This is a genomic window from Bacillus pumilus (assembly GCF_900186955.1).
GTDB lineage: Bacteria > Bacillota > Bacilli > Bacillales > Bacillaceae > Bacillus > Bacillus pumilus.
The window spans coordinates 2267085-2291125 of record NZ_LT906438.1 but is presented as its reverse complement, the minus strand read 5'-3'; the positions used below and the strand labels follow the sequence as shown (position 1 = coordinate 2291125).

Here is a 24041-nt window from a genome sequence, read left to right as displayed (position 1 = left end):
GTCAGGACACGTATGCAACGATATTTTATCGACCTCACGAAAGAAGAAGTGATCGCAAAGGGATCTATCGTCATCAATGGTGAAGATGTACATCACCTTTCCAACGTCATGCGCATGAAAGCAGGGCAGGAAATCCTTTGCTTAACGACAGACGGCTTTGAAGGGCTCAGTAAAATTGATACAATAACAAAGGAAGAAGTCATTTGTCACGTTGAAGGCTGGACAAATCAGGACAGAGAGCTTCCGGTAAGAGTAACAATTGCGAGCGGTCTCCCAAAGGGAGATAAGCTTGAGCTGATTATCCAAAAAGGCACAGAGCTTGGCGCAAGCGCATTTATCCCGTTTCAAGCGGCTCGTTCTATTACAAAAATTGACCAAAAGAAGTCACATAAAAAACGAGAGCGCTGGGAGAAAATCGCGAAAGAAGCAGCTGAACAGTCCTACCGGAATATCATTCCTCGTGTTGATCCAGTATCAACATTTAAAGAGCTGACTCAATTAGCTGGTGAATTCGATAAATGTGTCGTTGCATACGAAGAATCATCGAAAGAAGGAGAGCAAAGCCGCTTTCAAACTGTGCTCCAACAGATGAAAGGCGGACAAACCTTGCTAGTGGTTTTTGGCCCTGAAGGCGGTTTAGCAGAAAAGGAGATTGAAGCGCTTGAAACGCATGGTGCAGTCATTTGCGGGCTTGGACCACGCATTTTAAGAACAGAAACAGCTCCTCTTTACGCGCTTTCTGCTATATCTTATCAAACAGAGTTATTAAGAGGTGAATCATGATGGGAACAGTAGCGTTCCATACACTTGGCTGTAAGGTCAATCACTATGAAACAGAAGCGATCTGGCAGCTGTTTAAAGAAGCAGGCTATGAAAGAAAAGAGTACGAATCAAAAGCAGACGTATATGTCATTAATACATGTACGGTCACGAATACTGGCGATAAAAAAAGCCGCCAAGTCATTAGAAGAGCCATTCGTCATAACCCGGATGGTGTCATTTGTGTAACAGGCTGTTATGCGCAAACATCTCCAGCAGAAATCATGGCGATTCCTGGTGTTGATATTGTCGTGGGAACACAAGACAGACATAAATTACTCGGTTACATTGAAGAATATCGCAGAGAAAGACAGCCGATTAATGGGGTTGGCAATATTATGAAAGCACGTGTGTTTGAAGAACTCGATGTTCCTGCTTTTACAGACAGAACACGTGCGTCATTAAAAATCCAAGAAGGCTGTAACAATTTCTGTACATTCTGCATTATTCCTTGGGCTCGCGGACTTCTTCGTTCTCGTGATCCAGAAGAGGTCATCAACCAAGCGCAGCAGCTTGTGGATGCCGGCTATAAAGAAATTGTATTAACAGGTATTCACACAGGTGGATACGGAGAAGACTTAAAGGATTATAACTTTGCAAAGCTTCTGAAAGAATTAGATGAACGTGTCAACGGCTTAAAACGAATTCGTATTTCATCTATCGAAGCAAGTCAAATTACAGATGAAGTGATAGAAGTGCTTGATCAGTCAGATAAGATTGTCAGACACCTTCACATCCCGCTTCAATCTGGCTCTAATACAGTGCTGAAAAGAATGCGCCGTAAATATACGATGGAATTCTTTGCAGAGCGTTTAACAAAGCTGAAAAAAGCATTGCCAGGTCTTGCTGTCACCTCTGATGTGATTGTAGGATTTCCTGGAGAAACAGAAGAAGAGTTTTTGGAAACATACAACTTTGTCAAAGACCATCAATTTTCTGAACTGCACGTATTCCCTTACAGCAAACGTACAGGTACGCCAGCTGCAAGAATGGAAGATCAAGTGGATGAAAATGTGAAAAACGAACGTGTCCACCGCTTGATCGCTCTTTCTGATCAGCTTGCGAAAGAATACGCATCAGCTTATGAAGGAGATGTCCTAGAGATTATTCCGGAAGAATCCTTCAAAGAACAAGAAGGAAAGCACAATCTTTATGTGGGCTATACAGATAACTATATGAAGGTTGTTTTTGAAGGAACAGAGGACATGATCGGCCGTTTGGTCAAAGTGAAAATTACGAAAGCGGGTTATCCTTATAACGAAGGACAATTCGTTCGTATAAGCGATGAAGTACAAACAGACAAAGTGAGAATGACCTCATAATCAATCAAACACCGGTGCCAAAAAAGCAAGCCGGTGTTTTATTTTGATTGATTCGGTAAAAGACATAAAATCAATGTGTGAAATGGACGGATGAACGGGAAGAAAAGCAAAGAGCTTGCCACATTAAACAGCAGGCTGAAGTGCGCAATTTGCTGTGCGGGAGCGTTTGCAAGAAGGGCGACGAATTCTGTCATCATGGCGAGAAATGGGAGACATAAAAGCACTCCGAGCACATTAAACAAAACGTGTGCATAAGCCGTTTGACGTGCTGCATAGCCGCCAGATATGGCAGCCATTACGGCTGTAATACATGTCCCAATATTGGACCCTAACACAAAGCTGATGCCTTCTTGAAGCCCAACCGTTCCTTCATTCATAAACCCCATTAAAATGCCGATACAGACGGAGCTTGAATGAACAATCGCTGTGAAGATAGTACCCGAAAGCAGCGCCGTCCAGTCAGAATGCTGCATCATTTCGAGAAAGCGCAATGTCTCAGGCTGACTTGTCATCATACCTGCAATTTTAGAAAAGCCTTGAATACAAAAAAAGATCATCCCGAGTCCAAATATACTTTTTCCTGCATGCCTAAAAGATTTTTTGCCTAACATCATGCATATCAGACCAGCTAGGATTAAAACCCACATGAAAACATCCATTTTAATGGCGATAAATTCTGTTGTAAACGTAGAGCCAATATTGGTACCAAGAATCATTGGAATGGATTTTTTAAAAGAGAGAATACCTGTACTGACAAAGCCAATCACGATGACCATAAACGCTGAACTGCTTTGAAGAATCCCTGTAAATACGATGCTGACTAAGAATGCTTTTACCGGATGATCTGTAAAGAGAAGAAGTGATTTCTCAATACGAGACGACGCAAGCGCCATTAATCCTTTTCTCAGCAAACCCATTGACCATAAAAAAATGAAAATAAGTGCACAAAAATAAATGATCGCCATCATAGAAAAGTCCTCCTCTTACCAATGAATATATGGACTTGTCTACCTGCTCATGACGAAAATATATTTCCAAATCACTTAGTTGACCTCACACTAGGCTTATATTATAATGTCTAGGTACATGTTTTGCATGTATATCTTTTTTTAATGCAGTCGATTGGTGTATTCGGAGGGAGGGAAAGAGAATGTCAAAAACGGTCGTTAGAAAAAACGAATCGCTTGAAGATGCTCTTCGTCGCTTTAAACGCAGTGTATCCAAAACTGGAACATTGCAAGAAGCAAGAAAGCGTGAATTTTATGAAAAGCCTAGCGTAAAGCGCAAGAAAAAGTCTGAAGCTGCTAGAAAACGTAAATTCTAAAGAGGGTGGATTTTATGAGTCTTCTTGAGCAATTAAATTCTGATATGAAGCTTTTTATGAAAAACCGTGAGAAAGACAAGCTTGTTGTCATTCGGATGGTTAAGGCTTCGCTCCAAAATGAAGCAATTAAGCTTAAGAAAGACAGTTTGACCGGCGATGAGGAACTAACCGTCCTTTCCCGCGAGATTAAGCAACGTAAAGACTCCCTCCATGAATTTTCGAAAGCTAATCGCTTAGATTTAGTAGATAAAGTTCAAAAAGAGATTGACATCTTAGACGTTTATTTACCTGAACAGCTTTCTGAAGAAGAACTGCAAACGATCGTGAAAGAAACGATTGCTGAAACAGGTGCTTCATCGAAGACTGATATGGGTAAAGTCATGAGCGCTATTATGCCAAAAGTAAAAGGTAAAGCTGATGGAGCTGTCATTAACAGACTTGTCAGCGAACAGCTGTCTCAATAAAAAAGTATCCTTCTATTGTTAGAAGGGTACTTTTTTTATACCTTCATCATTCTGTCATATAAAAATGAAACCTATGATACATTTGTAACGTATGTAAAGGAACAGTAAAATGGAAGATAGAGAGGAGGGATCACCAAATAGATGAAAAAAATAAAAATTTCTATTGCTCTCTTCAGTTGTTTTATAATATGCTTATTATTAGGGGTTCAATTGACCGCGAAATCAGTAGATCAGAAAGTTCATGTTATCCCAATTGAAGATACAGTAGAAAAAGGACTTTCTCAATTTATTGAACGATCATTTGAGCAGGCAAAGTCCGAACGAGCAAAACATATCATTCTAGACATCAATACACCAGGTGGTGCAGTCGATGCTGCGCTTGAGATCGCAGATACCATTCGTGCGTCTGATATCCCTGTGACAGCGTTTGTGAATCATAGAGCGCTTTCAGCTGGGGCATTCCTTGCACTAAATGCCGATCAAATCTATATGACCCCAAATGGAAAGATGGGGGCTGCGGCGATCATTGATGGAGAAGGCAATGCTGCCGATCAAAAATCTGAATCGCTATGGCTTGCTGAAATGAGTGATGCTGCCGAAAAGCAGGGGCGTGATCCAAAGTATGCACTTGCAATGGCAGATGTAGATATAGACGCAAAAGAAGCTGGTGCACCAAAAGGAGAATTGCTCACCTTCAACACAGACCGTGCGCTTCAATTCGGTTATGCAGAAGGGGAAGCGAAAAATATGGATGACTTGCTTCAAAAGCTGAATTTAGCCGATGCTTCTGTTCAATACGATGAAGTGAGCTTTGCTGAAAAGGTTGCGCGCTTTCTCACGCACCCAATCGTCATTCCAATCCTTTTATCCATTGCAAGCTTAGGGTTAATTGTTGAGCTCTATTCTCCTGGCTTTGGGATTCCAGGCACCATGGGAGTGACAGCGCTTCTTTTATTCTTTTATGGTCATCTCGTGGCTGGTTTTGCAGGATATGAGACGTTGTTCCTGTTTATAGCAGGGATATTGCTCATGATTCTGGAATTGTTTTTGCCGGGGGGAATCGTAGGTGTCATTGGACTGATCTGTGTGGTTGTCAGCTTGTTTTTAGCAGCTGGAAGCTTTACAGAAATGGCGATTTCCATCTTGATTGCCACTGCTGTTTCAATCGTAGCAGTTATTTTATTGACAAAGGTGTTGGGGAAACGTATGAAATTTTTCAAAAAGTTCATTTTAACCGATTCAACCAATAAGGAAAGCGGTTATGTCTCAAATGAAACAAGAGAAGATCTTGTTGGGCAAATCGCGGTGACAGCAACCGCACTTCGTCCGTCAGGTACAATAGTATTTGGAGATGAGCGCATTGATGTTGTGTCAGAAGGTGCATTCATCGATAAGGATGAACAAGTAAAAATTGTGAAAGCGGAAGGCTCACGCATTGTCGTGAGGAAAGTATAGATAACTGATTTTATAGGAGGAATAAAATGGATCCATCTACTTTACTATTATTTGTGATTATCGCAGCAGGTCTGATCGTTCTATCGATCTTCTTCACCTTTGTACCGGTGATGCTGTGGATTTCTGCCCTAGCGGCTGGCGTAAAGGTAAGCATTTTTACACTTGTAGGAATGAGACTTCGCCGCGTTATTCCAAACCGAGTGGTCAACCCGCTTATTAAAGCACATAAAGCAGGTCTTGATGCGACGATTAACCAGTTAGAGAGCCACTATCTTGCAGGTGGTAACGTGGACCGAGTTGTGAACGCATTAATCGCAGCTCAACGCGCGAATATCGAATTGAACTTTGCACGCTGTGCAGCGATCGACCTAGCAGGCCGTGACGTACTTGAAGCAGTTCAAATGAGTGTAAACCCTAAAGTCATTGAAACACCATTTATCTCTGGTGTGGCGATGGACGGGATTGAAGTGAAAGCAAAAGCACGTATTACAGTTCGTGCAAACATCGACCGACTTGTTGGTGGTGCAGGGGAAGAAACGATTATTGCTCGTGTAGGTGAAGGGATTGTCTCTACAATCGGTTCATCAGATAATCATAAAAAGGTTCTTGAGAACCCTGATATGATTTCACAAACAGTTCTTGGTAAAGGATTAGATTCAGGTACTGCGTTTGAAATCCTCTCGATTGATATTGCAGATGTGGATATCGGTAAGAACATCGGGGCGATTCTGCAAACAGACCAAGCAGAAGCAGACAAAAACATTGCACAGGCAAAAGCGGAAGAACGCCGCGCGATGGCTGTTGCCCAGGAGCAAGAAATGCGTGCAAGAGTTGAAGAAATGCGCGCGAAAGTTGTAGAAGCAGAGGCTGAAGTACCACTTGCAATGGCTGAAGCATTACGTGAAGGCAATATTGGTGTCATGGACTACATGAATATTAAGAATATCGATGCTGATACGGATATGAGAGATTCATTTGGTAAAATGACTAAAGGTCCATCTGATAATGAAAACAAATAAGCATCCTCTCACGCTTTAAGGAGGGAGCCCAATGGACATTCTATTTGAAAATCCGTTACTAATTGCGATTATCATCGGTATCATCTCTGCTGTCTTTGGGAAAATCGGCAAACAAGAGGAGAACGAACAAAAGAATCAGCAAAACAAGCCAGCTCCTCAGCGTAAGCAGATGCCCCAAAAGCAAACAAAACAAACAAGTCCAGATCCAGTCGTGACCGATCAGATGGACGATTTCGGCGATGTACATGATCATGGCGGGATGAAGAAAAAAACATCTCAATCCTTACAGGACCGCTATACCGCTACACTTGCCGAAATGGAAGAAAGAAAAAGCGAGCTGAATAGAGAATTCCAATCGCTTGAAAGAGAACTGACAAGGCCAAAGGCTGCTTCTGCCGAAGTGAAGCCAAAGATCATTGAGAAGCTCAATCAAGATACAATTGTTCAGGGGATGATCCTTGGAGAAGTATTTGGAGAGCCGCGCGCGAAAAAGCCGCACAGAACGATGAAACGGCCATATAACAGATAAACGAGAAAGTCCCTTTATATAAAGGGGCTTTTTTTGTTTGACCTGATGGAGATTTCTTGCAGTAAAAATGCTGAAACGGCTGTTTTGCGGGATTCATTAGCATGATCTGAACCGCTGAGGAATAGGATGATATAGAGGCTTTCTCATCAGTCTCACCATCTTTCAGTTTGATCTCATACACATGGGGCGGGAAGGGGTTCTTATTGAATGGGAAAAAGAAAAAATCAACTTAAAGCATGGCTGACAAGAACACTTGAAATCCCTCCAGACGTCATGATGGATCTTCCCCGTATTACGATGGTTGGCAGACTCCACATTTACATAGAGAATCATAAAGGGCTTTTGCTTTTCAGTGATCAAGAGGTAAGGCTGATGCTCAAACAAGGACAATGCATTATTTCAGGGAAAGATTTTGTGATTAAAACGATTTTGCCAGAAGAGATCTTATTAGAAGGGAAAATCGATGAGGTCCGTTATATTGATTCTTAACTGACGGAGGGGAGAAGTGTGAAGAATAAATGGTTCGCCTATTTTATTGGCAGAGTGGAAGTGGAAATCAAGGGAAACGGCATTGAGCGGCTCATCAATGAGTGCACGAGACAGGGGATCACAATGTTTCAAGTGAGCCGCCGTCAAGACAGCGTGCGCTTATTTATTCGCTTATCAGATGTACATGCCTTCAGAAAAGTACAAAGACATCATGAGGTAACATGTTCATTTCATCAAAAGAAAGGATTTCCGTTCCTTCTCCTATGGTCAAGGAAGAATATTGGGTTTACCCTTGGGATTGTGTTTTTTCTAGTGACAATATTGGCACTTTCAAACATGGTGTGGAAAATTGATATTAAAGGGGCCAATCCAGAAACTGAACATCAGATGAGAAAGCATTTAGACGAGATTGGTGTGCAAAAAGGCCGTTTCCAGTTTCTAATGGGAACACCTGAAAAAATTCAAAAATCACTGACCGCCAATATTCAAAGCATTACATGGGTCGGCGTTGAACTAAACGGTACAACATTTCAAATGAAAGTTGTGGAAAAAAATGAGCCGGAAAAAGAGAAATATACGAGTCCTCAGCATATTGTGGCCAAGAAGAAGGCGGTCATCACGAGAATGTATGTGGAAAAAGGGGAGCCGCTTGCCGCAGTTGATGAACATGTGAAGAAAGGACAAATGCTTGTCTCTGGCCTCATCGGCAGCGAAGACCAGCAAAAAACGGTTGGTGCTAAAGCGAAAATTTATGGTGAAACGTGGTATCGTTCTGAAGTTTCTGTCCCTCTTCGAACATCTTTTGATGTCTTTACGGGTAAAATGAAGACAAAGCACAAGCTCTCCGCATTTGGAGGTTCAATGCCATTTTGGGGCTTTTCCTTTAAAAAGGATGATTTTAAGCAGCCAAAAACAGAAACTGAAGTTCACCCACTCCATTTCTTAAACTTCCAGCTCCCATTTTCCTATGAAAAAGAAACGACACGCGAAAGCGAAAAAATAAACCGGACATACACAAATAAAGAAGCGGTTCAAGCAGGGATTAAATTGGGTAAAAAAGAATTAGAAGAGAAGCTAGGTCAAACAGGAGAGGTGAAAAGTGAAAAAGTTTTGCACGAGACAACAGGGAATGGTAAAGTTAAGTTAATCATCCTTTACCAAGTAATAGAAGATATTGTTCAACCAACACCTATTGTTCAGGGAGACTAGAGAATGACAGAACATTTACTTGAAATTCAACAAAAATTAGATAGCCCAAACGAAGCCATTGCTTTATTTGGAAATCAAGATGCTTATCTGAAACTGATGGAAAACGAGCTGAATGTCTCCATTATTACGCGCGGAGAAAAGGTGTATGTTTCTGGTCAGGAAGCATCAAGAGAAACAGCGAGCCGTCTGATGACATCTCTCTTACATCTCATCCGAAAAGGAATTGAGATTTCTGAACGGGATGTCGTATATGCCATCAAAATGGCGCAAAAAGACAAGCTCAATTATTTTGAAAATATGTATGAAGATGAAATTACGAAAAATGCTAAAGGAAAGTCAATCAGGGTAAAAACCATTGGCCAGCGGGAATATGCTGCGGCGATGAAAAAAGATGACCTGGTCTTTGGAATTGGACCAGCTGGAACAGGGAAGACGTATTTGGCAGTCGTCAATGCCGTTCATGCACTGAAAAATGGACATGTGAAACGGATTATCCTGACAAGACCAGCTGTTGAAGCAGGAGAAAGTCTTGGCTTTTTACCAGGTGATCTAAAGGAAAAAGTAGATCCTTATTTAAGACCACTATATGATGCCTTGCATGATGTGCTTGGCAGTGATCATACGGAACGTTTAATCGAGCGCGGTGTGATTGAAATAGCGCCTCTTGCCTATATGAGAGGACGGACACTCGATGATGCATTTGTTATTTTAGATGAAGCGCAGAATACAACGCCTGCCCAAATGAAAATGTTTTTGACGAGACTTGGGTTTGGCTCTAAAATGGTCATTACAGGAGATATTACACAGATTGACCTGCCGAAGGGCATGCAGTCTGGCCTTGCAGCTGCAAAGGACATGCTTGCAGAGATCAAGGGCATCTCATTTATTGAGCTAGACCAGACAGATGTGGTCAGACACCCGCTTGTGGCAAAGATCATCGGAGCATACGAAAAGCAAAAATGACCTTAGTGACCCGATCGTCTTCATCGGGTCATTTTGTTTCGATCGTGGTTTAAAGTAAAAAAGGAGGTACTTTCCTTGAGAAAGAATCAGAAAGACAGTAAGCGCAAAAGACTGCTGTCTAAAAAAGAACCTCAGAAAATGGAGCGCTCACGTTATTTAAATGTTTTGCTATACGCTGGTTTAGCAGCCATTCTATTCGTGGTGCTCTTCTTCCATGTAAAGCCTGAATCGCTCGACTTAGATTTATTTTCAGTGAGCGAACAGACCATCTATTCTCCATCAACCGTCGATGATCAAGAAGCGACAGAAGAAAAGAAGCAAGAAGCAACAGATCAAGTAGAGGATCAATATACACTCAAAAAAGCGTATTCTGACAATCGTGTTGACCTCATCTCCTCCCTTTTCGAAGCCATTAAAGAAGAGAAGAAAGCAGCTGATGAAAAAGAAAATCCGCCATCAGATACAGAAATGGTCAAGCGTGTCAAAGAAAAACTCACATCAGATATGCAGGAGGCTGTTTCAGACCAATCCATCAAAGCACTGCTTCAGGCAAGTGACGAAAATCTCTCTTTTACTAAGGATTCCATCATCACAGTGGTGAATTCACTGATGAGTAAAGAAATCACAGCAGCGAAATTACAAGATGAGAAAAAACAAGTGAAAACAGAGCTTGAAAATAACTCAATTCCATCCAAATACTTAAATGCGGCGAAAGAAATCGGTGAATTTGCGATCATTCCAAACTATGTATTTGATCCAGTGGCGACAGAGAAGAAAAGGCAAGAAGCCGCTGATAATATTCAGCCGGTTCAAATTAAGCAAGGGCAAATCTTAGTCGAAGAAGGAGAACTTATCGACCGAGAAGTGTATCGTAAATTAGAACTGACAGGGCTCTTAAATAGCTCCAATTTGATTAAACCTGTAAGCGGTCTTATGATCTTGATTGGTCTATTCTTAGCAGCGATTATTCATTCACTTGAATCGAGGAAAAAATCGCTTGTTCATAAGAATAAGTCATTGCTGCTCTACTCGCTCATTTTTACCATTATTTTAGTTATCATGGAAGTATTCAGTCTCTTCCAGGAAACGAAGTATACGACGATTGGTTATGTGGTGCCAGTGGCACTTGGCACGATGCTGATCAAGCTGCTTATCAATGAACGACTAGCGATCTTCTCTGGCCTTGTATTTGCTCTTTGCGGCAGTATGATGTTTAATCAAGGAGTAACCGGCGTCTTTAACTATGTGATCTGCGCTTATTACCTTGTGAGCGGGATGGCGGGCATTTTATTTTTGAGAAAGCATAATGCACGTTCAAAAATATTGCAGGCAGGGCTTTCGGTCGCTTTGGTGAATGTCCTTGTGGTTCTATCCATTACGCTGATTCAAAACTCCTCACCATCAGGACTTGAAATCGGTGTGAACCTTATGATGGCGATTGTGTCAGGGTTTGCATCATCTATTTTGGTCATTGGGCTAATGCCTGTGTTTGAGAGTATGTTCGGCATTCTTTCAACAATGAAGCTGATTGAACTATCAAACCCAAATCATCCGCTGCTTAAAAAGATTTTAACAGAGACACCAGGTACATATCATCATAGTGTCATGGTGGCAAATTTAGCGGATGCTGCATGTGAAGCAGTCGGAGCAAACGGTCTTTTAGCAAGGGTTGGCGCTTATTATCATGACATTGGGAAAACGAAAAGATCGCAATACTTTATCGAAAACCAAATGAATATTGATAATCCGCACGACAAGCTTTCTCCTCAGCTAAGTAAAAATATCATTATTGCCCATACGACAGATGGAGCTGATATGCTGAGAGAAAAGAAGTTTCCTGAAGAGCTTGTCGATATTGCTGAACAGCATCACGGGAAGTCGCTGTTAAAGTTCTTTTACTATAAGGCAAAAGAGCGTGATGATCAGGTGACAGAAGAAGAATTCCGTTATCCTGGGCCAAAACCGCAATCAAAAGAAGCGGCGATTATTTCTGTAGCGGACAGCGTGGAAGCGGCGGTACGATCGATGCATAATCCAAATCCAGAGCGGATCGAAAAGCTCGTCAAAGGCATTATTTCCGATAAAATGCAGGATGGGCAATTTAGCGAATGTGATCTGACATTTAAAGAGTTAAATATTATTAGTCAAACGATTTGTACAACATTAAAGGGGATTTTCCATTCTCGGATTGAATATCCAGATGCCCCGAAGCAGAAGGTGAAGTAAATGACATTGTTAATCGATTTAATAGATGAAACAGGACAAGTATCAAAAGAGCAGCTTGAAGAAGTGGAAAAGCTTCTTCAGTTCGCTGCTGATGTCCTTGAGGTCAAAGATCAAGCGGAGGTATCAGTGACGATCGTTTCAAATGAAGAGATTCATCAAATTAATAAAGAATACCGCGGAAAAGACGCACCAACGGATGTGATCTCCTTTGCACTCGAAGAAGAAGGAGAAGGGGAAATTGAAATCATTGGTGCTGATGATATTCCGCCTGTACTCGGTGACATCATCATTAGTGTGGACCGTACGAAAGAGCAGGCAGAGGAATATGGACATTCCTTTATGAGAGAGCTTGGATTTCTCACCATTCATGGGTTCCTGCATTTGCTCGGGTTTGATCATATGACAGAGGAAGATGAAAAAGAAATGTTCGCCAAACAGACAAAGATCTTGGATGATTATGGCCTTTCAAGATCTTCGTAAGAAAAGAAGGCCGCTTGCCCGTTTTTTTCGGAGCTTTTATTATGCATTTAGAGGAATATGGCGAACTTTCTTGAATGAACGGAATTTTCGATTTCACACAGTCGCAGCCATCATCGTGGTGATCTGCGGCTTTTGGTTTCACATTGAACCATTCGAATGGATGATCGTTTTGCTTTTATGCGGGGGGATGTTTGCGCTTGAACTTGTCAATACAGCCATTGAACATACAGTGGACCTTATGACAGAAGAGAGGCACCCGCTTGCTGAGAAAGCGAAAGACGCCGCAGCAGGCGCTGTTTGCGTTTACGCCGCGATTTCGGTTATGATTGGGTTGATGATCTTCTTACCGAAGATCATGCAATAGAACAATATTACTATTTATTAACATTTTTAGAAATGGGCGTGAAAATGTCACGTGAATTATGTAAAATATAAATGTGACAGTGGGTCCATTTCTTCTGAAAGTGGGAACTAGGAATGAACAAACAAGAGTTGATTTCAGAAGCAGTTAAAGCAAGAGATTTTGCATATGTACCCTATTCAAAATTCAAAGTCGGTGCAGCATTGTTGTCGAATGATGGAAAAGTGTATGGCGGCTGCAACATTGAAAATGCAGCATATGGTATGTGTAATTGTGCGGAAAGAACAGCACTTTTTAAAGCCTATTCAGAAGGCATCACATCGTTTCAAATGCTAGCGGTAGTGGCTGATACAGACCGGCCTGTTTCGCCGTGCGGCGCATGCAGACAGGTTATTTCAGAGCTATGTGCACCTGACATGCCAGTGATTCTAACGAACTTAAAAGGACAAATATACGAAACAACAGTAAACGAACTATTGCCAGGCGCATTTTCACCGGAGGATTTAAATGACTAACGAAAGCTTCAAATCAGGATTTGTATCCATTATTGGAAGACCAAATGTAGGAAAATCAACCTTTCTTAATCGTGTGATTGGACAAAAGATCGCCATCATGAGTGATAAGCCCCAAACGACACGAAACAAAGTGCAAGGTGTCTTAACAACAAATACGTCACAAACGATCTTTATCGATACACCAGGGATTCATAAACCTAAGCATAAGCTTGGTGATTTTATGATGAAAGTGGCTACAAATACACTGAAGGAAGTCGACCTGATCTTGTTTATGATCAATGCAAAGGAAGGCTATGGCAAGGGTGATGAATTCATCATTGAACGACTCAAGCAAACATCTACACCGGTATTCCTAGTCGTCAATAAAATCGACCAAATTCACCCAGATGAGTTGTTCCTTTTAATTGATGAATACCGCACACGTTATCCATTTAAGGAAATTGTGCCAATTTCAGCTCTTGAAGGAAACAACATTGACACGCTTCTTCAGCAGGTTGAAGGTTATCTTCCTGAGGGCCCGCAATTTTATCCAGCAGATCAAGTAACAGATCATCCAGAGCGGTTTATTATTTCTGAATTAATTCGTGAAAAAGTGCTGCATTTAACAAGAGAAGAGATCCCGCACAGCATTGCAGTGGCGATCGAATCCATTAAGCCAGATGAAAATGGCAAGATCCATGTGGCGGCGACCATTGTCGTAGAACGTGATTCACAAAAAGGGATTGTTATTGGGAAACGAGGCAGCTTATTAAAAGAAGTGGGACAAAAAGCGCGCAGAGATATTGAAGCACTTCTCGGTTCAAAAGTGTATCTGGAGCTTTGGGTAAAGGTTCAGAAGGACTGGCGTAATAAATCCACCCACCTTCGTGACTTCGGATTTAGAGACGACGAATATTAAAAAATTGCTGCTGTTGTCATAAAATCTGACAATGGTGCGGTTCGATTAGTAAAAATTGTTTATCATGAAATGGAGGTAGCCTGGTCAAGATATAATTAATATGTTGGATGTAGCGTTGCTGCTTCTAATAAAGAAAGGTGGGGTTTTTATGTTGAATTTTACATGGAACGTATTTTCACAAACAGGAAGCGTTGACACGTATCTGCTTTTCAAAGAGTTAGAAAAGGAGAACCTGGAAAGACCCGATGTACTTGAAGAAGAGATAGCACGATTTGATTTTCCAATCTTATAATTCTTGACCCCCTCCAATACTCGGAGTGTAGACAAATGCTCATTAAAAGTGAAGGAATCGTCCTTAGAACAACAGATTATGGCGAAACAAACAAAATTGTCACGCTGCTCACTAGAGAACATGGGAAAATTGGTGTGATGGCAAGAGGCGCAAAAAAATCAAACAGCCGCCTGTCAGCCATAAGCCAGCCGTTTTTATACGGAACCTTCCTGATCCAATCATCAACAGGACTTGGAACGCTCCAGCAAGGCGAAATGATTGAAAGTATGCGAACCATTCGGGAAGATTTATTTTTGACCGCATATGCCGCATATATGACAGAGTTACTCGATAAAGGCACAGAAGAAAAAAAGCCAAACCCTTATTTGTTTGAGCTCCTGCTTCAATCTTTGCGTCATCTGAATGAAGGCACAGATGCTGATGTTATCTTATTTATCGTAGAGGTCAAAATGTTATCAGTGATGGGAATGAAGCCCGAACTGGATCAATGTGTCCACTGTGGTCAAAAGGAAGGGCAGTTTCATTTCTCGATTAGAGACAACGGCTTTATTTGCCAAAATTGCTTTTCTAAAGATCCGTATAAACTGCCCTTATCTCCAGCAGCTGCAAGGCTGCTCCGTTTATTTCATTATTTTGATTTATCAAGGCTCGGTCAGGTTGATGTGAAACCGCAGACGAAACAAGAAATTCGTCAAGTGCTCGATCACTACTATGAAGAGTATTCAGGCCTTTATTTGAAATCAAAAAAATTCATGAATCAGATGGAATCCATGAAAAAGCTCATGGGCGGGGAAAACAAAAGTTGACATCTTCCATGACTTTTTGTAAGATCATCTAAGATAAAATATGTTGCATTGACAGAAAGAAGTACTTGCGCAAAATCCATAAAAGCGACCTTAGGGCGGTGTGAGCTAAGGATGGAGGCGTAACGAAAGGCATTCTTGAGCAACGTAAAACAAAGCGGCTGGATGCTACGATACCAGCAAATAGGGTGGAACCGCGGGAAAAACTCTCGTCCCTATGTTTGCAAGGAGCCTTGCGAGCATAGAGACGGGAGTTTTTGTGTTCTTTTGCGGGGTTCTAGACCCACCCGCCATACATAGCGGATGGTGTAGAAAAGATGGAGGTGCGATCATTGAATATTCAAGACATGATTTTGACGTTGCAAAAGCATTGGTCAAATGAAGGCTGCGTATTAATGCAGGCGTATGACACAGAAAAAGGTGCCGGAACGATGAGTCCATACACGTTCCTGCGAAGCATTGGTCCAGAGCCATGGAAGGTAGCGTATGTAGAGCCTTCAAGACGCCCGGCTGATGGCAGATATGGAGAAAACCCAAATAGATTGTATCAGCATCATCAATTCCAAGTAATCATTAAGCCGTCACCTGACAATATTCAAGAACTGTATCTTGAATCTTTGAAAGCGCTTGGTATTGACCCGCTGAAACATGATATTCGTTTTGTAGAAGACAACTGGGAAAACCCATCTCTTGGCTGTGCAGGGCTTGGTTGGGAGGTATGGCTTGATGGGATGGAAATCACCCAATTCACGTATTTCCAGCAAGTCGGCGGCTTAGAATGTAAGCCCGTTTCCGTTGAAATCACATACGGTATTGAACGTCTTGCTTCCTACATCCAAGACAAAGAAAATGTCTTCGATCTTGAATGGACTGACGGATTCACGGTGAGAGATTTATTCTTAATGGCTGAATATGAGCATTCTGTTTATACATTTGAAACATCTAATACTGATATGCTGTTTGATTTATTTACAACCTATGAGAAAGAAGCGCATAGCCAAATGGACAAAGGGCTTGTTCACCCTGCATACGATTATGTGCTCAAATGCTCTCATACGTTTAACCTGCTCGATGCAAAGGGCGCAATTTCTGTTACTGAGCGAACTGGATATATCGGAAGAGTGCGCCAGTTAGCAAGAAAAGTAGCCAAAACATATTATGAAGAACGAGAAAAATTGGGATTCCCTATGCTAAAAGAGGAGGCGGCTTCTCATGAATAAACAAGATGTATTACTCGAAATCGGCTTAGAAGAGATGCCGGCTCGTTTCATGCCAGAAAGCACAAAACAGCTAGGCGAGAAAGTAAAAGTGTGGTTTGAAGAGCAAAACATTTCATTTGAAGATGTTGCTCTATTTAACTCACCAAGACGTCTTGCTGTACTTGTGAAAGGTGTCGCAGAAAAACAAGAAGACATCAAAGAAGAAGCAAAAGGTCCGGCTAAAAAGATCGCACAAGATGCGGAAGGCAATTGGACAAAAGCAGCGGAAGGCTTTGCCCGCGGACAAGGTGCTTCAACAGATGATCTCTATTTTAAAGAGATCAAAGGAGTAGATTATGTCCATGTCCAGAAGTTTCAAGAAGGAAAGCAAGTCAAAGACCTTCTGCCAGCATTAGGTGAGATCGCCGCTTCATTAAGTTTTCCAAAGAACATGAGATGGGGAAGCAAAGATTTACGCTACATCCGTCCGATTAAATGGATTGTTTGTTTATTTGGAGAGGAGATTGTACCTGCTCACATTGCTGGGGTGAAAAGCGGCCGCGAGACAAGAGGACACCGTTTCCTTGGTAAGGCAGCCACCATCGACTTGCCTGCTTCTTATGAGCAAACATTGCGCGATCAATTTGTCATTGCAGATTCAGATAAAAGAAAACAATCCATTACCGAGCAGCTAAATGCTCTATCTTTAGAAAAAGGCTGGGTGATTCCTGTTGATCCTGAGCTTCTAGAAGAGGTCAACAATCTTGTAGAATACCCAACGGTACTATCTGGTTCCTTTGAAGAAGAATTCCTTGCATTGCCGGAAGAAGTATTGGTAACGACAATGAAAGAGCATCAGCGCTATTTCCCTGTGAAAAATGAGCAAGGGGAATTATTGCCTCACTTCATTACGGTGAGAAATGGAAACAGTGAGGCGCTTGAAAATGTCGCAAGAGGGAACGAAAAAGTACTTCGTGCCCGTTTATCAGATGCTGCCTTCTTCTATAAAGAAGACGAAAAACTAGTCATTGAAGACAATATTAAAAAGCTTGATAAGGTTGTATTCCATGAGAAACTTGGCACAATTGGCGACAAGCTCAAGAGAGTGACAGACATTGCGACGCGTCTAGCAGCGCATGTCGGTGCAGATGACGAAACGACAGAGCGTGTGGCAAGAGCCGCAAGTATTTCGAAATTTGATCTTGTGACTCAAATGGTCTATGAATTCCCAGAATTACAAGGAATCATGGGCGAGAAATATGCAAAAGCACTTGGTGAACATGAAGAAGTGGCAAAGAGCATCAATGAGCACTATATGCCGCGCTTTGCCGGTGATGAGGCGCCTTCCACTTTAATTGGTGCGATTGTGGCAGTAGCCGATAAGCTGGATTCTATTTGTTCCTTCTTCTCAATTGATGTCATTCCAACGGGCTCTCAAGATCCTTATGGACTAAGAAGACAAGCGAGCGGTATCGTTCAAATTCTGCTTGATCGTCATTGGAACATTTCATTCAAAGAGCTTTTGGCACTTGCTCAAGTAGAAGCAGCACATGAAACGGCTCTCATTGAATTTTTAACACACCGTTTAAAATATGTCCTCCAAGCAGAGCATATCCGTCATGATGTTGTCGATGCAGTACTGGATGTTGAAAATATTGAACCTTATGCAGTCGTGAAAAAAGCAGCTGTTCTTGAAGAGAGCGTGAAACAAGAAAGCTTCAAAGAAACAGCAGAAGCATTAGGACGCGTCATTTCAATCAGTAAAAAAGGGGAAGACGCAGAAATTCAGCCTGAGCTGTTTGAAAATGAGCATGAGCAAAAGCTATATGAGGCGTATCAGCAAGTAGAGACAGCTGTCAAGGAACATGTAGCAGCAGGGCAATACAGTGCAGCACTTGAGGCGCTTGATACGTTAAAAACACCGATTGTTCATTATTTCGATCACACAATGGTTCATGCAGATGATGAAAAGCTGAAGCGAAATCGTTTGGCACAAATGGTCAAACTAGCAAAAGTCATTCAATCATTTGCGAATATGAACAATTTAATTGTAAAATAAATACCTAAGAACGGTTGCCTTTTTTGAAGGGCAATCGTTTTTTACTCATTTAATTCACGGTTTTTGAGTGGATTTTTGTTTCATTCGGACAAAGATGCGCTATAATATGATGAGTTATGAAAATGATATACATAAAGTAAAGATTCGCTCTCTCTATTTAAAGGTGGTGAGTACAATCGAGTTAAATAAACGGCAAGAGCAGATTTTACAGATTGTCAAAGAGAATGGTCCGATCACTGGAGAGCATATCGCCGATCGGCTGAACTTAACTAGGGCGACCCTCAGACCGGATTTAGCCATATTAACGATGTCAGGCTTTTTAGAAGCAAGACCAAGGGTCGGCTACTTTTTCACAGGAAAAACAGGTACGCAGCTTCTAGCAGATAAGTTGAAAAAACTTCAAGTGAAAGATTTTCAATCCATTCCAGTGGTGATACATGAGAATGTTTCAGTTTATGATGCGATTTGTACGATGTTTTTAGAAGATGTGGGCACATTATTCGTTGTGGACGATCACTCTATTTTAACAGGCGTGTTGTCAAGGAAAGACCTCCTTCGCGCAAGTATTGGAAAACAGGAGCTTCCATCTATTCCTGTCCATATTATTATGACAAGAATGCCGAACATCACCGTTTGCCGCAAGGAAGATTTCATTATGGGTGTGGCGAAGCACTTGATTGAAAAGCAGATAGACGCACTTCCTGTTATAAAAGATACGGATAAAGGCTTTGAAGTGGTCGGCAGAATTACGAAAACAAACATGACGAAAATACTTGTTAACTTATCGGAGAATGAAATAATCTAATTACAGAAGACTGCGAGGGGATGTTATGAGTAATCGCGTAATTTTTGTGGTATCAGATTCAGTAGGAGAAACGGCAGAGCTCGTAGTCAAAGCGGCACTTAGCCAATTTGATGGCGGCTCATCAGACCATTCAAATATCAGAAGAATCCCGTATGTAGAGGATGTCGGTACGATTAAAGAAGTCATTTCACTGGCGAAAGCAGATAACGGAATCGTCTGCTTTACTCTTGTTGTGCCAGAAATGCGCCAATTCTTAATTGAAGAGGCAGAAGCAAACGGAGTCGTTTATTATGACATCATCGGACCACTGATCGATAAAATGGAGACTGCTTATGGAAATGAAGCGAAACATGAGCCGGGGCGTGTACGTCAATTAGATGAGGATTATTTTAAAAAGGTTGAAGCCATTGAGTTCGCAGTGAAGTATGATGACGGCAGAGACCCAAGAGGCATTCTAAAGGCTGATATTGTGCTCATCGGTGTATCACGCACATCTAAGACACCACTATCTCAATACTTGGCGCATAAACGGCTGAAGGTAGCAAACGTTCCAATTGTTCCTGAAGTAGATCCGCCAGAGGAGTTATTTTCAGTTGATCCAAAGAAATGCATCGGTCTGAAAATCAGTCCAGACAAACTAAATCATATTCGTAAAGAGCGTTTGAAATCTCTAGGTTTAAATGATCGCGCGATTTATGCGAACATTGAACGGATTAAAGAAGAGCTAGAGTATTTTGAAAAAGTGGTGGACCGCATTGACTGTCAAGTTGTTGATGTATCGAATAAAGCAGTTGAAGAAACGGCAAATGTCATTCATCAAATGCTGACCAAAAGAGGTTCCGAATAAACTCAGGATGCTCCTCCTGGGTTTTTCCTATGGTGGGAAACGGGTAAACAAAAACAATGGCATATTTGCTGCATTTGTATTATAATAAAAAATTGTGATAAAATGATTGATTTTAGGTTTAAGTTAAGTCAAGAACGAATAAACTAATATTGGCAGAAGTCAAGTGATTCTGAACATAACTTTTCGACAAAATGAGTTTTACTGTTGTTTGCTATATGGGGGAAAAGTATGGTCTTTTTGCTTCTCTAAAGCAGGAATAAGGTGGAGGGATGGAGAATTAGTCACCTGAATGAACATAAACAAGAGAGGACGATTTATGTCGATGCAGATGCTTGTCCTGTAAAAGACGAAATCCTTTCTGTCGCATCTCAATTTCAAGTACCTGTGACGTTCATTGCTTCATATGAGCATTTTCAAACCAAAAGATCTCCACTTGAAGATTGGCGGTTTGTAGATACACATAAGGAAGCAGCGGATTTAGTCATTGCGAACTCAGCTTCAGCGCATGATATTGTCGTCACCCAAGACATTGGTCTTGCCTCCTTACTGCTTCCAAGACAGGTCATTGTACTGTCTGAAAGAGGACGGATGTACACAAACGAAACAATTGATTTTGATTTGGAACGCAGACATGTTTCCAGTAAACAGCGAAGAAAAGGTGTATATGGAAAAGGTCCCAAAAAGCTTTTAGAAGAGGATAAAAAGCGATTTATTACGCAACTACAAAAAATCCTGTCGAATCATGAAGGATTTTTGAATTAAAAGGCGAATAATGTACGACGGAGTGTTATTAGGATGAGCAAACGTATACCAGATGAACTTTTGGAGCAAATCCAAAAAAACGCAGACATTGTCGAAGTGATTGGAGAATACGTACAGCTTAGAAAGCAAGGTCGAAATTATTTCGGTCTTTGTCCATTCCATGGTGAAAATACTCCTTCATTCTCTGTTTCAGCAGATAAGCAAATCTTCCATTGTTTTGGCTGTGGTGCAGGAGGTAATGTATTTTCGTTCCTCAGACAAATGGAAGGCTACTCATTTATTGAAGCCGTTTCACATATTGCTGATAAGTACCATATTGATTTGCCTGATCATGTAGCAAATGCTCAGATCATCTCCTCACAGCAAGAGGACACTGCAGATCATAAAATGATTGAAGCGCATGAGCTTCTTAAGAAATTTTACCACCATTTGCTGGTAAATACAAAGGAAGGTCAAAATGCACTCGATTATTTACGGGCGAGAGGCTTTACAGATGAAACAATTGCCAAGTTTGAGATCGGATATGCTCTTGACTCTTGGGATTTCGTGACCAAGTTTTTAGAAAAGCGAGGGTTTGATCCTGTGATGATGGAGAAGGCCGGTCTTTTGATTCAACGTGAAAACGGAACAGGCTTTTTTGACCGCTTTAGGGATCGTGTGATGTTTCCCATTCATGATCATCACGGGACAGTCATCGCTTTTTCCGGAAGATCGCTTGGTGATCAGCAGCCTAAGTATATGAATAGTCCTGAAACGCCACTTTTTCATAAAAGTAAGCTGCTTTATCACTTTCATGACGCGCGTATGCATATTCGAAAACGCGAACGGGCGGTTCTTTTCGAAGGATTTGCTGACGTCATTTCAGCTGTCACATCAGGTGTCGGCGAAAGTGTTGCAACAATGGGTACGTCTCTAACAGAAGAGCACGTAAAACTTCTCAGACGGAACGTAGAAGAGATCATTCTTTGCTATGACTCTGACACGGCCGGTTATGAAGCCACCATGAAAGCATCAGATTTGCTTGGAAAAAGAGGATGTAAAGTTCGCGTTGCCATGATACCAGATGGACTTGATCCAGATGATTACATTCGTAAATATGGTGGCGAGAAATTTAGGAATGACATCATAGATGCAAGTGTGACATTAATGACTTTTAAGATGAACTTTTTCCGTAGGGGAAAGAATTTATCTGATGAAGGAGACCGGCTTACTTATATGAAGCAGGTACTCCGAGAAATTAGCCGATTAAACGGTTCCTTGGAACAAGAGATTTACATGAAACAGCTTGCTGGAGAGTTCTCGATCTCACTTGATTCATTAAAGGAACAACTGGAGCTGTTTGAAAAACAGCAGCGTCAAGAAGACAAAAGCACGCAGGAAGAAAGCGGGCTTGAAAAACGGCGTGCACATCTGTCAACACAGGTACGAAGAAAGCGTCTGCGGCCAGCATATGAAAATGCAGAGCGAATGCTGCTTGCTCATATGTTAAAAAGCGATGACGTGATCCGAAAAGTACTTGACAGAGTAGGGATTGAATTTAATATAGATTCTCACAGGGCGCTGGCCACGTACATTTATGCTTTGTATGAAGAAGGCAAAGAACCAACGCCGCAGCACCTGATGAACCGTATAGAAGATGATATCATCAATCAGCTTCTGACGGATATATTCATGATTCAAGTTGGAGACGAACTAAGTGAAGCTGAATTAAGTGATTATGTAAAAAAAGTGTTGAATCATCGGAATTTGTCAATGATAAAGGAAAAAGAACTAGAACGTGCAGAAGCGGAGAGGCAAAAAGATTTCTTCAAAGCGGCAACACTTGCAAAAGAAATTGTTCAGTTGAACCGTTCGCTGAAGTAAAACGTCTAATATTTATGACAAGACTTACGGCTGGCAATGAATCCTTTACGGGAGGAGCATAAGACCGCAAGCATCTTGCCTTCATCATTTTTTATTTTATTCCTATTTGCTCATCTGTTTGATAAAGAGAGAAAAGCAGAGCGGAAGCAAATCGCAAGTTACTTTAGAATTCGTTGCAAGCTTTGGAAGGAGGGATCCATAATGGCTGATAAACAAGCCCACGAAACCGAAACTGAATTAACCTTTGAACAGGTGAGAGATAAGCTCACTGAAACGGGTAAAAAACGGGGCGTTTTAACATACGAAGAAATTGCAGAGCGTATGTCTAGCTTTGAAATTGAATCAGACCAAATGGATGAATACTATGAATATTTAGGCGAACAGGGTGTAGAGCTCATTAGTGAGAACGAAGAGACAGAAGACCCAAATGTTCAGCAGTTGGCTAAAGCAGAAGAAGAATTTGACCTAAATGATTTAAGCGTACCACCAGGTGTCAAAATTAATGATCCTGTTCGTATGTACTTAAAAGAAATCGGACGCGTCAATTTGTTATCTGCTAAAGAAGAAATTACGTATGCTCAAAAGATCGAAGAAGGCGATGAGGAATCAAAAAGAAGATTAGCGGAAGCAAACCTTCGTCTCGTTGTCAGCATCGCGAAACGCTACGTCGGACGTGGTATGCTGTTCCTTGACTTGATTCAAGAAGGAAACATGGGTCTTATGAAGGCAGTTGAGAAGTTTGATTACCGCAAAGGATACAAATTCTCAACATATGCGACTTGGTGGATTAGACAGGCGATCACGCGTGCGATTGCCGATCAGGCAAGAACAATCAGGATCCCGGTTCATATGGTAGAAACCATTAATAAATTGATCCGTGTTCAAAGACAGCTTCTGCAAGACCTAGGCAGAGAACCAACGCCAGAGGAAATTGCTGAAGACATGGATTTAACGCCAGAAAAGGTTAGAGAAATTCTTAAAATTGCACAAGAGCCAGTATCTTTAGAAACACCTATTGGTGAAGAAGATGACTCGCACCTTGGTGATTTTATTGAAGACCAAGAGGCGACATCTCCATCTGACCATGCTGCATACGAATTGTTAAAAGAGCAGCTTGAAGATGTACTAGACACGCTAACGGACCGTGAAGAAAATGTACTGAGACTACGTTTCGGACTAGATGACGGAAGAACACGTACGTTAGAAGAGGTTGGAAAGGTGTTCGGCGTCACAAGAGAGCGTATCCGCCAAATTGAAGCGAAAGCTCTGCGTAAATTAAGACACCCAAGCAGAAGTAAACGATTAAAAGACTTCTTAGAGTAGAAACTGGACGGATCT

At 41.5% G+C, this 24041-nt stretch carries 25 protein-coding genes; 24 read left to right on the top strand and 1 reads right to left on the bottom strand.

Annotated elements, in window-relative coordinates:
• The first annotated feature begins 12 nt into the window (after positions 1-12).
• Entirely contained in the window at positions 13-783 is a 771-nt protein-coding gene (locus tag CKW02_RS11750; protein WP_003217453.1) for a 16S rRNA (uracil(1498)-N(3))-methyltransferase, read from the top strand.
• The gene (gene mtaB, locus CKW02_RS11745; RefSeq protein ID WP_050943741.1) at positions 783-2141 is read left to right on the top strand and encodes a tRNA (N(6)-L-threonylcarbamoyladenosine(37)-C(2))-methylthiotransferase MtaB; all 1359 of its coding nucleotides are present in this window, start codon (positions 783-785) and stop codon (positions 2139-2141) included. The genes CKW02_RS11750 and mtaB overlap by 1 nt, the downstream gene beginning before the upstream one ends.
• 38 nt (positions 2142-2179) lie before the next feature.
• Here the strand turns inward: mtaB and CKW02_RS11740 are convergent, their stop codons facing one another.
• The gene (locus CKW02_RS11740; protein ID WP_003217427.1) at positions 2180-3109 is read right to left on the bottom strand and encodes a Na/Pi symporter; all 930 of its coding nucleotides are present in this window, start codon (positions 3107-3109) and stop codon (positions 2180-2182) included.
• 182 nt (positions 3110-3291) lie between these two features.
• Between CKW02_RS11740 and rpsU the strand changes: the two genes are divergently transcribed.
• The 22 genes from rpsU (at position 3292) to rpoD (ending at position 24026) form a co-directional block, all read left to right on the top strand.
• A complete protein-coding gene (gene rpsU, locus CKW02_RS11735) occupies positions 3292-3465 on the top strand; it encodes a 30S ribosomal protein S21 (protein ID WP_003152957.1) in 174 nt (57 codons plus the stop codon).
• A 14-nt stretch (positions 3466-3479) separates the two neighbouring features.
• Positions 3480-3929: a GatB/YqeY domain-containing protein gene (locus tag CKW02_RS11730; protein WP_003217508.1), complete on the top strand. Its 450-nt coding sequence runs from the start codon at positions 3480-3482 to the stop codon at positions 3927-3929.
• 141 nt (positions 3930-4070) lie between these two features.
• Entirely contained in the window at positions 4071-5384 is a 1314-nt protein-coding gene (locus tag CKW02_RS11725) for an NfeD family protein (protein WP_034620846.1), read from the top strand.
• 26 nt (positions 5385-5410) lie between these two features.
• Entirely contained in the window at positions 5411-6403 is a 993-nt protein-coding gene (gene floA / locus CKW02_RS11720) for a flotillin-like protein FloA (RefSeq protein WP_003217317.1), read from the top strand.
• A 31-nt stretch (positions 6404-6434) separates the two neighbouring features.
• The gene (locus CKW02_RS11715) at positions 6435-6932 is read left to right on the top strand and encodes a YqfB family membrane protein (RefSeq protein ID WP_003217339.1); all 498 of its coding nucleotides are present in this window, start codon (positions 6435-6437) and stop codon (positions 6930-6932) included.
• 207 nt (positions 6933-7139) lie between these two features.
• A complete protein-coding gene (gene yqfC, locus CKW02_RS11710; protein ID WP_003217398.1) occupies positions 7140-7421 on the top strand; it encodes a sporulation protein YqfC in 282 nt (93 codons plus the stop codon).
• An 18-nt stretch (positions 7422-7439) separates the two neighbouring features.
• Positions 7440-8630 carry a sporulation protein YqfD gene (gene yqfD / locus CKW02_RS11705; protein ID WP_003217315.1) on the top strand — a complete coding sequence of 397 codons (1191 nt, stop codon included), beginning with the start codon at positions 7440-7442 and terminating at the stop codon, positions 8628-8630.
• Between the two features lie 3 nt (positions 8631-8633).
• A complete protein-coding gene (locus CKW02_RS11700; protein ID WP_003217430.1) occupies positions 8634-9593 on the top strand; it encodes a PhoH family protein in 960 nt (319 codons plus the stop codon).
• A gap of 114 nt (positions 9594-9707) precedes the next feature.
• Positions 9708-11819 carry an HD family phosphohydrolase gene (locus CKW02_RS11695; protein WP_372706109.1) on the top strand — a complete coding sequence of 704 codons (2112 nt, stop codon included), beginning with the start codon at positions 9708-9710 and terminating at the stop codon, positions 11817-11819.
• The gene (gene ybeY, locus CKW02_RS11690) at positions 11820-12299 is read left to right on the top strand and encodes an rRNA maturation RNase YbeY (protein ID WP_003217410.1); all 480 of its coding nucleotides are present in this window, start codon (positions 11820-11822) and stop codon (positions 12297-12299) included.
• Entirely contained in the window at positions 12277-12663 is a 387-nt protein-coding gene (locus CKW02_RS11685) for a diacylglycerol kinase family protein (RefSeq protein WP_003217363.1), read from the top strand. Before ybeY ends, CKW02_RS11685 begins: the two co-directional genes overlap by 23 nt.
• Positions 12664-12776: 113 nt before the next feature.
• Positions 12777-13175 (top strand): cytidine deaminase, encoded by a 399-nt coding sequence (locus CKW02_RS11680; RefSeq protein ID WP_003217296.1) that lies wholly within the window; start codon positions 12777-12779, stop codon positions 13173-13175.
• On the top strand, positions 13168-14073 hold the full coding sequence (gene era, locus CKW02_RS11675) for a GTPase Era (protein WP_003217394.1): 906 nt from the start codon (positions 13168-13170) through the stop codon (positions 14071-14073). The genes CKW02_RS11680 and era overlap by 8 nt, the downstream gene beginning before the upstream one ends.
• A 148-nt stretch (positions 14074-14221) precedes the next feature.
• Positions 14222-14365 carry a YqzL family protein gene (locus tag CKW02_RS11670; RefSeq protein ID WP_003217288.1) on the top strand — a complete coding sequence of 48 codons (144 nt, stop codon included), beginning with the start codon at positions 14222-14224 and terminating at the stop codon, positions 14363-14365.
• Between the two features lie 35 nt (positions 14366-14400).
• The gene (recO, locus tag CKW02_RS11665; protein WP_003217286.1) at positions 14401-15171 is read left to right on the top strand and encodes a DNA repair protein RecO; all 771 of its coding nucleotides are present in this window, start codon (positions 14401-14403) and stop codon (positions 15169-15171) included.
• A gap of 329 nt (positions 15172-15500) precedes the next feature.
• Positions 15501-16388 carry a glycine--tRNA ligase subunit alpha gene (gene glyQ, locus CKW02_RS11660; RefSeq protein ID WP_003217487.1) on the top strand — a complete coding sequence of 296 codons (888 nt, stop codon included), beginning with the start codon at positions 15501-15503 and terminating at the stop codon, positions 16386-16388.
• Positions 16381-18426 carry a glycine--tRNA ligase subunit beta gene (gene glyS, locus CKW02_RS11655; protein ID WP_003217280.1) on the top strand — a complete coding sequence of 682 codons (2046 nt, stop codon included), beginning with the start codon at positions 16381-16383 and terminating at the stop codon, positions 18424-18426. The genes glyQ and glyS overlap by 8 nt, the downstream gene beginning before the upstream one ends.
• Before the next feature lie 166 nt (positions 18427-18592).
• Positions 18593-19231: a transcriptional regulator CcpN gene (locus CKW02_RS11650; protein ID WP_034620854.1), complete on the top strand. Its 639-nt coding sequence runs from the start codon at positions 18593-18595 to the stop codon at positions 19229-19231.
• Positions 19232-19256: 25 nt separating this feature from the next.
• Positions 19257-20078: a pyruvate, water dikinase regulatory protein gene (locus CKW02_RS11645; protein ID WP_003217375.1), complete on the top strand. Its 822-nt coding sequence runs from the start codon at positions 19257-19259 to the stop codon at positions 20076-20078.
• A 261-nt stretch (positions 20079-20339) separates the two neighbouring features.
• Positions 20340-20840 (top strand): YaiI/YqxD family protein, encoded by a 501-nt coding sequence (locus tag CKW02_RS11640; RefSeq protein WP_003217513.1) that lies wholly within the window; start codon positions 20340-20342, stop codon positions 20838-20840.
• A 33-nt stretch (positions 20841-20873) separates the two neighbouring features.
• Positions 20874-22703: a DNA primase gene (gene dnaG / locus CKW02_RS11635; protein ID WP_095117846.1), complete on the top strand. Its 1830-nt coding sequence runs from the start codon at positions 20874-20876 to the stop codon at positions 22701-22703.
• 201 nt (positions 22704-22904) lie between these two features.
• Positions 22905-24026 (top strand): RNA polymerase sigma factor RpoD, encoded by a 1122-nt coding sequence (gene rpoD / locus CKW02_RS11630; RefSeq protein ID WP_008342392.1) that lies wholly within the window; start codon positions 22905-22907, stop codon positions 24024-24026.
• Positions 24027-24041: the final 15 nt, after the last annotated feature.